The 14,245-nt window shown below is 34.4% G+C and carries 12 protein-coding genes; 11 read left to right on the forward strand and 1 reads right to left on the reverse strand.

The window, feature by feature from the left end; all coding sequences use genetic code 11:
• Nucleotides 1-351: 351 nt before the first annotated feature.
• The 4 genes from BUR19_RS00005 to BUR19_RS00020 are packed head-to-tail and all read left to right on the forward strand — an operon-like array spanning nt 352 to nt 4,416.
• On the forward strand, nt 352-1,851 hold the full coding sequence (locus BUR19_RS00005) for a TlpA family protein disulfide reductase (protein WP_074232890.1): 1,500 nt from the start codon (nt 352-354) through the stop codon (nt 1,849-1,851).
• 7 nt (nt 1,852-1,858) lie between these two features.
• Nucleotides 1,859-3,265, forward strand: coding sequence for a 23S rRNA (uracil(1939)-C(5))-methyltransferase RlmD (rlmD, locus tag BUR19_RS00010; protein WP_074232891.1), 1,407 nt, complete (start codon nt 1,859-1,861; stop codon nt 3,263-3,265).
• A 34-nt stretch (nt 3,266-3,299) separates the two neighbouring features.
• Nucleotides 3,300-3,782 (forward strand): DUF6452 family protein, encoded by a 483-nt coding sequence (locus BUR19_RS00015; protein WP_074232892.1) that lies wholly within the window; start codon nt 3,300-3,302, stop codon nt 3,780-3,782.
• The gene (locus tag BUR19_RS00020; protein ID WP_074232893.1) at nt 3,748-4,416 is read left to right on the forward strand and encodes a DUF6048 family protein; all 669 of its coding nucleotides are present in this window, start codon (nt 3,748-3,750) and stop codon (nt 4,414-4,416) included. Before BUR19_RS00015 ends, BUR19_RS00020 begins: the two co-directional genes overlap by 35 nt.
• Before the next feature lie 262 nt (nt 4,417-4,678).
• Here the strand turns inward: BUR19_RS00020 and sppA are convergent, their stop codons facing one another.
• Entirely contained in the window at nt 4,679-6,424 is a 1,746-nt protein-coding gene (gene sppA / locus BUR19_RS00030; protein ID WP_074232895.1) for a signal peptide peptidase SppA, read from the reverse strand.
• A gap of 43 nt (nt 6,425-6,467) precedes the next feature.
• On the opposite strand from sppA, the gene folK reads away from it, so the two are divergent.
• The 7 genes from folK (at nt 6,468) to BUR19_RS00065 (ending at nt 14,219) form a co-directional block, all read left to right on the forward strand.
• Nucleotides 6,468-6,863: a 2-amino-4-hydroxy-6-hydroxymethyldihydropteridine diphosphokinase gene (gene folK, locus BUR19_RS00035; RefSeq protein WP_317041444.1), complete on the forward strand. Its 396-nt coding sequence runs from the start codon at nt 6,468-6,470 to the stop codon at nt 6,861-6,863.
• Nucleotides 6,864-6,884: 21 nt separating this feature from the next.
• Entirely contained in the window at nt 6,885-8,303 is a 1,419-nt protein-coding gene (locus BUR19_RS00040) for an OmpA family protein (protein ID WP_074232897.1), read from the forward strand.
• 27 nt (nt 8,304-8,330) lie between these two features.
• Nucleotides 8,331-9,764, forward strand: a complete 1,434-nt coding sequence (locus BUR19_RS00045; protein WP_074232898.1) for an OmpA family protein — start codon at nt 8,331-8,333, stop codon at nt 9,762-9,764.
• A 79-nt stretch (nt 9,765-9,843) separates the two neighbouring features.
• Entirely contained in the window at nt 9,844-11,745 is a 1,902-nt protein-coding gene (locus BUR19_RS00050) for a RecQ family ATP-dependent DNA helicase (RefSeq protein WP_074232899.1), read from the forward strand.
• Nucleotides 11,746-11,787: 42 nt separating this feature from the next.
• Nucleotides 11,788-12,738: a methionyl-tRNA formyltransferase gene (gene fmt / locus BUR19_RS00055; protein WP_074232900.1), complete on the forward strand. Its 951-nt coding sequence runs from the start codon at nt 11,788-11,790 to the stop codon at nt 12,736-12,738.
• Between the two features lie 36 nt (nt 12,739-12,774).
• A complete protein-coding gene (gene nudK / locus BUR19_RS00060) occupies nt 12,775-13,356 on the forward strand; it encodes a GDP-mannose pyrophosphatase NudK (RefSeq protein ID WP_074232901.1) in 582 nt (193 codons plus the stop codon).
• Between the two features lie 32 nt (nt 13,357-13,388).
• Complete coding sequence (locus tag BUR19_RS00065; protein ID WP_074232902.1) at nt 13,389-14,219, forward strand: endonuclease/exonuclease/phosphatase family protein; 831 nt, start codon at nt 13,389-13,391, stop codon at nt 14,217-14,219.
• Nucleotides 14,220-14,245 lie beyond the last annotated feature (26 nt).

Genomic DNA, 14,245 nt, shown 5'->3' on the forward strand with positions numbered 1-14,245 from the left:
AAGCCCTCTAGCGCCGATGGTACTGCGAAAGCGGGAGAGTAGGTCGCCGCCAGTTTTTTTTAAAGCTCATCAATTTATTTTGATGAGCTTTTTTTGTTTTAAAGCTTTAGTCTCTCTTTAACGAATCATATTCAATACTAAAAACCAGACTGTATGTATTCTGATGAGATTTTTTGTTTTATAAAAATGCCATAATACAACATTTAGAATTTGATTTGAATTAATTATAATTGGATTAATTCCAAATACACACAAATTCTCCTACTTATCTGTTAATCTTTTTATAAAAATGTTGTTTTCATTTTTTTTAAGTTCTTAATTAGATTATTTTTGCACAAATTAATTTTTAAAATGAAAAAATACTTATTTCTTCTTTTAATTGCTTTTATGGCAGTGTCTTGCTCTAAGGTTAAAGTTGAAGGAAATATCAAAGGAGGTTCTCCTTTGGAAAGAATTGAATTTATAGAAGCTTCTGGTGTTGCTACTTTACCATTGATCAATCTTGGGGTTGATGATAAAGGAAACTTCAAAGGTGAGTTCAATGCGCCAAAAAATGGAATGTATGCGATGACTTACGCTGGGAAAATGAATTTCATTTATCTTAAAAAAGGTCAAACTTTAAAAGTTTCTGGTGAAGCTACATCATTTCCTGAAGTTTATAAAATTGAAGGTGATGCTAAGAAAAATAACGACTTCATTACAGAAACTCAAAAATATCTTCAGTCTTATAGTTCTAAATTGAATATGCAATTGCTTCAGAAAAAAGAAGCTGATTTCTTAACTGAAATTAAGAAGGTACATTCTGATCTTGAGAAAAATTTGGATGAGACGGCTGACAAAATCGGACCAGATAGTGATGTTGTTAAACTTAAAAAAGATGAGTTAACAACAAATATTTTAACTTTCTTGGTTCAATACGAATCTACTCACGGACAAACAATAGGAGATCCATCTTTCAAAGTTTCTAAAGTTTTTACAGATTATGAAAAATCTTTGACAAAGAACAATGACAGAATGGTAGAAAATCTTCCGGTTTATAGAAATTATCTTTTGAATAAAGTAGGACAGGATTTCCAAAACTTTGCAGTTAAGCAGAAAGACAAAGACAATGTAAGTATGTCTACAATTTTTGCTAGATTTTTAGCGACTAACAAAGAGATGTCTCAGAAAACAAAAGATTATTTGTTGGCCTTTGTGATTGCTAAATTTGATCTTAATCCTTACACAAGTGAAGTAGAAAAAGTTCAGAAAGTCAGCGAAGAATATATCAAAGATTCTGAAGTTAAGAAAGATCTTAATTCTGCGATCAATGCTGTTTTTGGATTGAAGAAAGGAGAAGTTGCTCCAAAAGTTAATCTTGTAAAACTAGACGGAAAATCCGGAAATATAGAAACTAATGGTAAGCCAACTTTGGTGATGAGCTATGCGTCTTGGAATCCTTACATTGGACAATCTACAATCCCTGTTCTAAAAGAAGTGGTTAATTTCTACAAGGCTAAAGTTAACTTTGCTTTTGTAAATCTTGATGACACTAAAGAACAATTTACTAAAACAGCTAATGCAATGTTGAAAGGAATTCCTGGAACTAATTATTATGCTGAAGGAGGATTAGCTTCTGACTATGCTAAAAAATTCTTTATCTATGGATTCAAAATTCCTGGATTTTTCTTGATTGACAAAGACGGAAAAGTGGCTAGCCAAACTTTTTATAATCTTGGTGATGCTAAGTTTGTAGAAGAAATGAATAAAATTTCTGGTTTACAAGCACCATCTGTAAATCAAGGTGCACAATTACAAAATGATCTGTTGCAAAAGGCTCCGGCAAATGCAGACTCTGCAGCAACAAAATAAATATTAGATGAAGAGAAAAAAGAATCTTATTCTTGAAAATATCAAACTCCTTTCTGCAGGTGCGAAAGGAGTTTCTGTTGGTAAGACTGCAGAAGGAAAAACCGTTTTGGTTTCTGGAGCAGTTCCCGGAGATTTGGTGAATGTTAGAGTCAAGAAAGCGAAAAGTAATTATTACGAAGGCGAAGCTGTAGATATTTTAGAATATTCTGAAGATCGTGTTGAACCAAAGTGTATCCATTTCGGAACTTGTGGTGGTTGCAAATGGCAGAATATTGCCTATGAGAAACAACTTGATTTCAAACATAACGAAGTTGTAAATAATATTACAAGAATCGGAGGTGTTTCCGGATTTGAAATTATTCCAATTTTGGGTTCAGAAGAGCAATATTTCTACAGAAACAAAATGGAGTTTTCTTTTTCCAATGCTCGTTGGTTGACTCAATATGAAATTAGTTCAGAAGAAAATTTTGGTAATAGAGATGCACTGGGATTTCATATTCCAGGGATGTGGAGTAAGATTCTTGACTTGAAAGAATGTTTTTTGCAAGAAGATCCATCAAACCAAATTAGGTTAGCTGTAAAAAAATATGCAATTGAAAACGGCTTGGAATTTTATGATGTCAAAGCTCAGGAAGGTTTCTTGAGAACGTTGATGATGCGTCAGAATTCTAAAGGAGAATGGATGGTCCTTTTCCAATTATTTAAGGAAATGAAAGCCGAGAGAATCCAATTATTCGATTTTCTTTTAAGCCAATTCCCACAAATCAAAACGCTTGTATTTGCCATCAATCCAAAAGGAAATGACAGCATCTACGATTTGGATATCCAAACTTATTTTGGTGAAGGTTTTCTTTATGAAGAGATGGATGGATTGAAATTCAAAATCGGACCAAAATCTTTCTTCCAGACCAATTACCGTCAGGCTTTAGAACTTTACAGAAAAACATTGGAGTTTGCTGAATTAACTGGTGACCAAGTTGTATACGATCTTTATACAGGAACTGGAACAATTGCTCAATATGTGGCGAGAAATGCCAAACACGTTATTGGAATCGAAGCTGTACAAGAGGCTATTGATGCAGCTATAGAACACGCAGAACTGAATGGTCTTAACAATACGACTTTCTACGCTGGTGATATGAAAAATGTCTTCAATGATGAGTTTTTAGCCAATCATCCAAAAGCTGATGTTTTGATTACAGATCCACCAAGAGACGGCATGCACCAAAAAGTAGTAGAACAAATCCTGAAGTTAGCCCCAGAAAGAATCGTTTACGTAAGCTGTAATTCTGCAACACAAGCCAGAGATATTGCTTTGATGAAAGATGATTATGAATTGGTGAAAATTCTTCCGGTTGATATGTTTCCGCAAACACATCACGTAGAGAATATTGCTTTGTTAATCAAAAAATAAGATTTAATTTTATTCTAAATTCTAACATCAGATAATGAAGAATTTAATATTGTTTTTCGGATTTTTATTACTTCTCACCAGTTGTGGAGGAGATGATGATATCTGTCTGAGTGCTGATTCTACGCCAAGATTGAAACTTAAATTTAAAAGTGCAGCCAATACGAGTAATCAATTGGTTAGAATTGATACACTTTACGTAGATGTAGATTATGGAAAAGCCGATTTAACCAATATCATTACTGCCCAAGCCAATGTGGATTCTATTTTTGTTCCGATGCGAGTGGATGCTTCTCCTTATACTGATATTTATTTTAGAACAAGAAAAGAAGGGCCAAGAAGTAAGTTAAGGATTAACTATACGACAAAAGCCATTTATGTTTCTCCTGCGTGTGGTTATAAAATTAATTATGAAAACCTGAATGCCGAGCTTTTGGAAAGTAATCCTGTACAAAATGTCGAATCCAATCATACTTCATTAACTGATGAAACTAGAATCAATTTTTATCTTCGTTTTTAGTCTGTTTTGTATTTCTACTTTTTCTCAGAATAAAGCAGAAGAGAAAAAGTCAGATTCGATTAAATGGCAATATAAACCCAATCTTACAGTAGGCGTAGATGTACTGAATCTTGGAATTGGCTTCTTTAGCGATAGAAAATTATTTCAAGGCTATGTCTCGAGTAGGATCAACAAAAGAGTTCACGCTGTAATAGATTTAGGTTACGACAAAAACGTTTATCAGAAGAATGGCTACGATGCTAAAGTTGATGGGATTTTTGCTAAAGTTGGAGGATATTATATGTTATCTATGGATTCTGAAAATGACCTGAATGGTTTCTATGCTGGCGGAAAATTGGCAGGTAGCTTCTATAATCAGGAATATATGGCAATTCCTGTAAAAGGTCTTAATAGTGAAGGTGTAACCATAGCTTTTGATCCTTCCACGCAAAGCAGTTATTGGATAGAAGCAATGTTGGGCGCAAGGGTTCAGGTTTTTGAAAGCAACTTCTTCATAGATGTGAATTTACAGCCTCGATATTTAGCTTATACAACCAAACAAGATGAGATAGAACCAATGATTGTTCCTGGTTTTGGAAGAAGTTCAGGAAGTTTTACGATGGGATTTAGCTGGAGTTTAGCTTACAAATTTTAGAACAATACAACCAATATAGAAGTCCGTAATTAAGCGGACTTTTTTTATAGTTGAGTTGAATGTGTTTTTTTTGATTTGGGCAGCTATTTCCGTCTTCCGCTCCCAATCTTTTCACTCCACTTCGTTGCGTAAAAGGATTTCCGCTCAAGCCGGGCTGCAGATTCAACATCTAAACAACTTTGGACTTTCAACTTAAATCATTAAAACAAAAAAGCACAAAACCAATAAAGGCTTTGTGCTTTTTTTATATCGCATAGAAAGATTAGTTAATCTTAATACTGAAAGGGCTTTCCATCATTACAGCAGATTTGGTATCAGGATCTGTGATGTGCTGGAAAATCTTGAAGTTCTCTTTCCCGATTTTGTTTTTAATCATTCTTGTAGAGAAATCTTCCTCAGTCTCAGCAGAAAATATTTGCTCGAATTTTGAAACTTTCGCCGGATAAGTAGCAACACCATAAGTTTTCAGATTGGCAGATTTTGCAGCAAAGTTAATCGCATCTTGCAAAGAACCCAGCTCATCTACCAAGCCAATTTGTTTCGCACGAACACCAGACCAAATTCTTCCTCCACCAATAGCATCTATTTGTTCAAAAGATTTTTTTCTATTCAATGTTACAAAATGGACAAATCTCTGATAAGTCGCTTCTACACTTCTTGTCATTATATTCAACGTACCGGGAGTCAATCCATTGATGGCCGAAATCATATTAGAGTTGGCATTGGTAGAGACGACATCACTTCTGATTCCGTTTTTCTCAGCCAATTCTTTGAAATAAGGCACCACTCCAAAAACTCCAATCGAGCCTGTTAAAGTATTAGGCTCAGAGAAAATTTTATCAGCGCCCATTGCAATATAGTAACCTCCGGAAGCTGCATAATCTCCAAAAGAAACTACAACAGGTTTTTTTCTTTTCAGTTGTTGCATTTCGAAAAGAATCTCGTCAGAAGCATTAGCACTTCCTCCAGGAGAATTGATTCTGAAAACTACCGCTTTTACATCATCATCTTTCTGAAGTTTCTTGATTTCTTTTACGAAGTTTTCAGAATAAATTCCGTCATAACCTTTTCCGTTATAGATAGCTCCAGATGCATAAAGAATTGCAATTTTTTTACCATTACTATCAGATTCTAATGATTGAGAATATTTGGCAAAAGAAATTTTATTGAGTTTCTTATCTGTATTGATATTCAGTTTTTTCTTGATGATGTTATCGTATTCAGATTTTTGAATGAGTTGATCTGCTAATTTGTATTTTAGACTCAAATTCGGCAAATAACTATAAAGACTATCTGTAATTGTATTGAGTTCAGCTACAGGAATGTTTCTAGAGTTAGCAATTTTAGTTGAAGTATTAGACCAAATATCATTCAATAATGTTGATAATTGTTCTTTGTTTTCTGGAGAAATTTCATCTCTTAAAAATGGTTCAACTGCTGCCTTGAATTTCCCGTGACGAATTACCTGAATTCCGATTCCATATTTTTCAGCAAAGTTTTTAAAGAAAGTCACTTCTGTAGAAAGACCTTTTAATTCTATTAATCCTGCCGGATTCAAGTAATATTTGTCAGCAACGGAACCAAGATAGTAAGCACCTTGAGAAACCGCGTTTCCATAAGCATAAACAAATTTGCCACTTTTTTTGAAATCCTTCAGTGCATTTCTGATATCGTCTAACTGAGTCATCCCAGCATTGATGTTATCCATTTCTAAACTGATTCCTTTTATTTTATCATCAGTTTTTGCATTTTCTATGGCTTTCAAAACATTATAAAGCAAAACCGGCGTTTCTTCTGTTTTGAATGCGAAAATTTCTTCCTGATCTTCAGAAGGACTATCAATTATTTTTGTTTTTAAATCAAGCGTCAGAACAGAATCTGATTTTACATCTGTACCGCCAGATAATGATGATAGAATAATGAATCCAATAAAAAACAGGAACAAACCTGCTGTTACAATGAAAATTGCAGTTAAATTTGCTAAAACTAATTTGAAAAAACTTTTCATCTAATTATATTATTTGGTCTATATGTCGTACAATGATGTCATTTTGTTACTCGGAAGTAATATAAATAATCCGGAAAAAAACATCGAGATTGCTCTTGAAAAAATAGAAAATCAAGCGGGTGCAATATTAAATAAATCTGAATTAATAATAACAAAACCTGTAGAGTTTGAAAGTTATAATAATTTTTGTAATATTGCAATTAAATTAAAAACACATTTTTCACCTATAAAACTACTTTCTGAGATGAAAGCTATCGAGAAGAGTATGGGTCGTGTAAGCGATTCTGCTGCTCTAGGAGCTTATCGGGATAGGATTATAGACATTGATATAATATTATATAACAATATAAAATTTATTTCGAAGCGGTTAATTATTCCTCATTACAAAAACCTCTATGAAAGAGACTTTGCCAAAAGGATTATTAACGAACTGAAGTAGATTTTTATAACACAGATGACTATGAAGAAAAAACTATTACTCTTCTTATTTTTACCATTTTTAGGTCTGGCACAGACTAATGACGGTAACACTAAGCCCGAAACTCAACCATTTAACAACAAAAGCCGACTTTTTAAAGATTGGTCTATCTCTGTTGGTGGAGGAGCATCCTTTATGACAAATTCGGATCTTACATCATTTTATGATGGAAAAATTAATTGGGGGTGGAACGGTTATGTTAGTTTGGATAAACAAATTAGCCACACGTTCGGATTGTCCTTGATGTATACCAGAGGTCAGACAAAGCAAAAAGCTTATTTAAATGATGCAGCTGGAGTTGCAAGTGGTAATACAAAATTTGACCAAATTGCTTTGTTGGGAGACATCAACTTCTCAAACCTAATGAGAAGGACAGATAATAAGTCTCCATTCCGATGGGCTTTACATGGTTATGCCGGTATTGGTTTCACAGGATACAAAACCTTTTTGCAGGATAATGATAGGTTAAGCAAATGGCCTCTGTATATAGAGCAAAAAATGAATATCGCAAGTTTCACTTACACTGGTGGAGTAGGATTGAAATATAATATTTCAAGATTACTTGATATAGAATTAAGAGCTCTGTATCTGATCAGCGGAGATGAGGAATTTGACGGTGGCGGATGGTCAAGAACAGATACAGGATATAACGAAATTAATGATACTTATTCAGATAATGCATGGTTATTTAATTTAGGTTTATCATTTAAATTAGGTAAACACAAAGATCATTTACGTTGGGTGGATCCTTTACAGGGAGCATATGCAAAAGCTGCAGCTTTGGAAGAACAGTTTAAAGATTTCAATGTTTGTGAAAAAGGAGATCAGGACAATGATGGAGTTTGTGACGATTGGGACAGACAATTGGATACGCCGGCTGGAGCAAGAGTTGATGGTGCTGGTGTTGCTTTAGATACTGATCTGGATGGCGTTATAGACCTCAATGACAAATGTGTCACTGTTCCTGGACCAATCCAAAATAATGGATGTCCTATAGAAAGTACACCTCAAGTTTTACCTACTAAAGAAGTAGCTATTGATGAGATTAATAAATATTTCAATGGAATTGAATTTGAATTGAATAAAGATGTTATAAGACCTAAATCTTTCTCTGATCTTAATAATGCTGCTGATATTATAAAAACTTTAGGAGGTGATAGCAAGTTTATTGTAGTTGGAGCTACAGATAGTAGAGGTTCTATAGAATACAATAAAAAATTATCTCAGGCTAGAGCAAACGCAGTCTTGAATTACCTTGTAAATAAAGGTGTTTCTGCAAATGTACTTACTGCAGAAGGTAGAGGGAAAGAAGATTTGAAATATACAGAATGTGATCCGGCAACAAAATGCCCAGAATGGAAGAATGAAGCTAACAGAAGAGTATATTTCGTTGCAAAATAAATAAACTAGAAAAAAAACATTTAAAATATGAAACAAAATTTATTATCATTAGTAGCAATAGGATTATTGTTACCTATGAGTTTAGCAGGTCAGAAGGTATCGACAGATGCTAACTCTGGATCTCAGAATGTTTCTCCATTTACTCAAGCATCAAAAAGATTCAATGATTGGTCTATATCGGTTGGTGCAGGTGTACCTTTGATTCAGTCTGCGGATATGACCTCTATCAAAAACGGAAATGGTAAAAACCTTTTTGGATATTCTGCTTATATCAGTGTAGATAAAGCTATAACACATGCCTTTGGTCTTAATCTACAGTATGACCGTGGAGAAACAAGACAAGGTCAAGTAAATACAAAGGATCATAAGCCTTTAGAAGGTAATTATCCAGCCGGTAGAACTCAGTATGATGCAATTTCAATCTTAGGAGACGTTAATTTTTCTAACCTCCTAAGAAGAGTAGATAACAAATCTCCTTTTAGATGGGCATTACATGGTTATGCAGGTATTGGTACTTTAGCATATAGATCTTATAGACAAGATCCAGGTCCTTATAACCAAACTCTTAATTTTGAATCTAAGCCTTTCAAAATAGGATCATTATTCGGTCAGGCTGGAGCAGGTCTTAAATTTAAAATCAATAATAGATTTGACATTGAAGGAAGATTAATGTATGTTGTTACTGGTGATGATGAATTTGATGGGGCTGGAGTTGGTCAAAATGGTTACAACTTGACAGAAGATCAAATTTCTGATAATTTCTTCAACGGAACTCTAGGTATTACCTTCAAACTTGGGAAACATGAATCTCACTTGATGTGGCATGATCCATTACAAGAAATCTATTACAAATTAGATGTTCTTAATGACAAAACTCAGGATCTTGAAGTTTGTAAAAAAGGAGATGTAGATAATGATGGTGTTTGTGACGATTGGGACAGACAGTTAGATACTCCAGCTGGAGCTAGAGTAGATGGGGCTGGTGTTGCATTGGATGTAGATTTAGATGGTGTTATCGATCTTTATGACAAATGTGTTACGGTTCCAGGACCAGTAGAAAATCAAGGTTGTCCTTATCCTTCTAATACAACTACAGGCGTTGTAACAGATGGGGAAAGAATTATGAAAGGAATTGAATTTGATTTGAATTCTGATAGAATCCTACCTTCTAATACACCAATTCTTACTCAAGCGATTAATTATATCAATGCTTCTAATTCTAATTTTAAAGTAATTGGAGGAACAGATACAAGATCATCTGATGAATATAACCAAAAGCTTTCTGAAAGAAGAGCTAACAATGTGAAAGATTATCTAATCCAAAACGGTGCAGATAAAGCAAAATTGGAGGCTATCGGAAGAGGAGAAAAAGATCTTCTTTATCCAGAATGTGAACCAGCTGAAAAGTGCCCTGAATGGAAAAACAGAGCAAACAGAAGAGTATATTTTGAAGCTAAATAAAATAAATTTATATAAATTAAAACCGTTTCGTTTATTGCGAAACGGTTTTTTTATGTTCAGGAATTGATTAAATTTACAAATGCTTTCTTCTACAGAATCACAAGATAGACTTATTCATCAAACACTTAAACAATTTTGGGGGTTTGATGAGTTTAGGTCTTCTCAAAAAAATATTATTCTTTCCATTGTTAATGGTAAAGATACTTTGGCATTATTACCAACAGGTGGTGGGAAGTCGCTTTGTTATCAGTTGCCAGCCATTGTTTTACAAGGAACTTGTCTGGTTATTTCTCCACTTTTAGCATTGATGAGAGATCAAATCGATGCTTTGCAAGCTATAGGAATCGAAGCCGAATTACTGAGCTCAGATTTGGATGAATTCGAGGAAGAGTCTGTTTACAATCGATGCAAAGAGGGATTAATAAAAATTCTTTATATCTCACCTGAAAGATTACAAAATCAACTATTCTTAAGAAGTATCCAGGAGATTGAGGTTTCATTTATTGCGGTTGATGAGGCGCATTGTATTTCGGAATGGGGCTCAGATTTTCGCCCGAGTTATCAGAATATCAAAAAATTCAGACAGGAATTCAAAAATGTGCCTTGTCTGGCTTTGACGGCTACTGCAACCAATCAAGTGGTTGATGAAATTGTATCTAAATTAGGATTGCATAACCCTCAGGTTTACAAACAAAGTTTCAAGCGAGAAAATCTAAATATTATTGTTGAAAATACTTCCAATAAGTACAGCAGGATTCTAGAATTCCTGAGACAAAATCCCTCTTCTGGAATCATCTATACAAGAACCAGGAAAGAAGCGGAAGAATTAACTTATTTCCTTAAAAATAACAAATTCCAAAACGCAGATTTTTTCCACGCCGGATTATCTTCAATTGAAAAAGAAAAACTTCAGAAAAAATGGATTAGCAGCCAGTTTCACGTTTTGGTTTCCACCAACGCTTTCGGAATGGGGATCGACAAAGATAATGTACGATTTGTAATTCATTTGTCACCTTCTTCCACAATTGAAAATTATTACCAGGAAATTGGTCGAGCTGGACGAAATGGAGAAGAAGCTTTAACATTAATGCTTTGGAACGAACAGGAATTGACGAACATCGATAATACATTTAAAAATCAAATTCCTAACAAAACCGAATACGAGAAAATATTGACTTATCTCTATTCAATTTTTCAAATTGGAGATAACGATTGGCCGGAGAAAACCTTCCAGCTTGACCTCAACAGAATCAAGAATCTGACGAAATTATCGTTAGCGAAAATCAAAAATATTCTGACGTTTCTGAACAATCAAGAACTGATTTATTATAAAAATAATATCTCAGCTTCCACAATTCAGAGTTTTGTTCAGTCGGATGAATTAGAGCAATTGGCTTCTTCGGATGCTTATTTTATAGAGTTGTTGTTTAGGAATTTGCCGGGATTATCGATTCAGAAAGTACATTTCAGTGATTTGGCTTTTTGCAAAAAAAACGGAATGGACATTCAGAACTTCAAACAAAAACTTTTGCAGTTACAGAAAGCTGGACATCTGGAATATCTCGACGGAAGCCAGCATTCTATCAGGTTTTTAAAACCTAGAAATGACCGGCATTTGTTTGGAGAGTATTGGTCACTTTTCCATAATATTCAGAAAAATAAACTGAGGAAATGGGAAGAAAACAAGTTCTTCATTCAAGATCCCGATTTTTGTAAAATGAAACTCATTCTAAGTTATTTCGGAGAACGAGATGCGGAAAATTGTGGTAAATGTTCGGTTTGCAGAAAGAGAACCAACTCCAAGAGAACTTTGTCTTATGATATCTCTCAGCAATTGTCGAACCGACCAATGTCTTTGGACGAAGTGGCAGCAAACCTCAATTTTTATTCAAAAGAATCTATTTCAGAAACCTTGATTTTTCTTTTGGATATCGGAAAAGTCAAGATGTTGAACTACAAAACTTATATGTTAAATAATTAGATTCAATCATTTATCAACTATCAATCATCAATTATAAAATCAATGCAGACGAAATCCCTTAATGTCGTTTTTTTCGGTACTCCCGATTTTGCAAAGGCTTCTCTGGAAGCGATATTCAAATCTCATCATAAAGTTGTAGGCGTTGTAACAGCAGCAGACAAAGCCAGCGGAAGAGGAATGAAACTCACACCTTCGCCAGTGAAAGTTTTCGCAGAAGAAAATAACTTCAACCTTTTCCAGCCGGAAAAACTCAGAAATGCAGAATTTTTAGAAGCAATCAAAAATCTGAATGCCGATGTTTTTGTAGTTGTGGCTTTCAGGATGATGCCTCAGGTTTTGTTTTCGATTCCGAGATTGGGAACATTCAATCTGCACGGCTCTTTATTACCTGATTATCGTGGAGCCGCTCCAATTAATTATGCGGTCATCAATGGCGAAACCAAGTCGGGTGTAACTACATTTTTCATCAATGAAAAAATTGATGAAGGCAATATTCTTCTCCAAGCAGAAACCGAAGTTTTACCGGAAGATAACGCCGGAACTTTACACGATAAATTAATGGTGATTGGTGCTGATTTGATTATTGAAACCTTGAACGGATTAGCAGAAAACTCAATCACGGAAAAACCTCAGCCCCAAAAAGAAAATCCAAAAACGGCTTATAAAATATTTAAAGAAAATTTAAAAATCGATTGGAATCAAAGTTCTGAAACGATTCATAATTTCGTGAGAGGAATGTCGCCTTATCCAACAGCTTTCACAATTTTGAAAATCGGAGAAGAAGAAAAATCACTTAAAATCTTCAAAGGACATTTTGAATTAGAATCACATTCAAAAGAAGCTGGAGATTTTGACATTTCTAAAAACGAGTTCAAATTCTATACAAAAGACGGTATTTATTATCCGGAAGATGTTCAAATACAAGGGAAGAAAAGAATGGCGGTAAAGGATTTCCTTAATGGAATTCAGAATTTTGAGGATTATAAATCTTAGACAAAAAGAAAATAGACGAATAGATAATAGATTTCAATGGAGAATAACAAAGTCAAGATTTTAAAAACCGAAATCCTATCCGATAATTGGTACACTTTGAACAAAGTGACTTTCGAATATCTGAAGAAAAATGGAACGCTGGAAACCCAAAGCAGAGAAGCTTATGACCGTGGAAATGGTGCAACAATTTTACTTTACAACAAAGAATCGAAAACTGTCATTCTCACGAGGCAATTTCGTTTGCCGACTTACATCAATGGAAACGAGGACGGAATGATGATAGAAGCTTGCGCCGGACTTTTGGATAAAGATAATCCTGAAGACTGTATCAAAAGAGAGACAGAAGAGGAATTGGGTTATGAGATTTCTGACATCAAAAAAGTGTTCGAAGTTTATATGTCGCCAGGTTCTGTGACGGAAATTCTTTATTTTTTCATTGCGGAATATTCCAAATCGATGAAGATCAATGATGGTGGCGGACTGGAAGAAGAGCAGGAAGAAATAGAAGTTTTGGAACTCAATATAGATAAAGCTCTTGAAATGATTGACTCGGGAGAAATCAAAGATGCGAAAACGATTATGCTTCTTCAGCACGTGAGACTCAAAAATATTCTATAGATTTAAAATCAATTCAATTATAAAAATTTAAAATGAAAAAATTATTTTTCGGATTAATGTTCGCATCCAGTCTTGTGTTTTCTCAGGATTTGAAAGTGATGACTTACAACATCCGATTGTCATTAGAAAGCGATAAAGAAAACTCCTGGGACAACAGAAAAGAAGATGCTTTGGCATTGATGTCTTATTATCATCCGGATTATTTTGGTGTTCAGGAAGCAGTTCCTCAGCAAATGACTGACATCAAAACCAGTTTGAAAGATTACGATTACGTGGGCGTTGGAAGAGATGACGGGAAAAATCAAGGTGAATATTCTGCTATTTTCTATGACAAAAACAAATTGGAAGTTCTGAAATCCGGAACTTTCTGGTTGAGTGAGACGCCAGAAAAACCTTCGAAAGGTTGGGACGCGGCTTACAACAGAGTTTGTACTTATGCATTTTTCAAAATCAAGAAAACAGGAAAACAATTCTTGGCGATGAACCTACATTTTGACCACGTTGGCGATGTTGCCAGAGTGAATTCTGTGAAGTTGATTCTTGAAAAGATCAAAGAACTTAACCCGAAAAATCTTCCATTGACCTTGACTGGGGATTTCAACTTAACAGACGATTCTGAACCGATTAAAATTATTTCTAAGTCTTTGGACAATGTTTATTACCATTCCAAAAAACCACATTATGGACCGAAAGGAACGTTCACGGCTTTTGATATCAACACCGTTCCGAAGGAAAGGATTGATTATATTTTTGTAAAAGGTTTTGATGTGTTGTCCAACAGAACAATTAATGACAGACGCGAAAATTTGCTTTATCCGTCTGACCATTTTCCGATTTTGGCGGAGATTAGTTTTAAGAAATAGTCACAAATAAAAAATCCTCTTGTTGA

The sequence above is a fragment of the Epilithonimonas zeae genome (assembly GCF_900141765.1).
GTDB classification, from domain to species: Bacteria; Bacteroidota; Bacteroidia; order Flavobacteriales; family Weeksellaceae; genus Epilithonimonas; species Epilithonimonas zeae.

Coding starts and splice junctions, on each gene's coding strand:
- BUR19_RS00005 (WP_074232890.1), top strand. CDS start 352: ATGAAAAAATACTTATTTCTTCTTTTAATTGCTTTTATGGCAGTGTCT.
- rlmD (WP_074232891.1), top strand. CDS start 1,859: ATGAAGAGAAAAAAGAATCTTATTCTTGAAAATATCAAACTCCTTTCT.
- BUR19_RS00015 (WP_074232892.1), top strand. CDS start 3,300: ATGAAGAATTTAATATTGTTTTTCGGATTTTTATTACTTCTCACCAGT.
- BUR19_RS00020 (WP_074232893.1), top strand. CDS start 3,748: ATGAAACTAGAATCAATTTTTATCTTCGTTTTTAGTCTGTTTTGTATT.
- sppA (WP_074232895.1), bottom strand. CDS start 6,424: ATGAAAAGTTTTTTCAAATTAGTTTTAGCAAATTTAACTGCAATTTTC.
- BUR19_RS00040 (WP_074232897.1), top strand. CDS start 6,885: ATGAAGAAAAAACTATTACTCTTCTTATTTTTACCATTTTTAGGTCTG.
- BUR19_RS00045 (WP_074232898.1), top strand. CDS start 8,331: ATGAAACAAAATTTATTATCATTAGTAGCAATAGGATTATTGTTACCT.
- BUR19_RS00050 (WP_074232899.1), top strand. CDS start 9,844: ATGCTTTCTTCTACAGAATCACAAGATAGACTTATTCATCAAACACTT.
- fmt (WP_074232900.1), top strand. CDS start 11,788: ATGCAGACGAAATCCCTTAATGTCGTTTTTTTCGGTACTCCCGATTTT.
- nudK (WP_074232901.1), top strand. CDS start 12,775: ATGGAGAATAACAAAGTCAAGATTTTAAAAACCGAAATCCTATCCGAT.
- BUR19_RS00065 (WP_074232902.1), top strand. CDS start 13,389: ATGAAAAAATTATTTTTCGGATTAATGTTCGCATCCAGTCTTGTGTTT.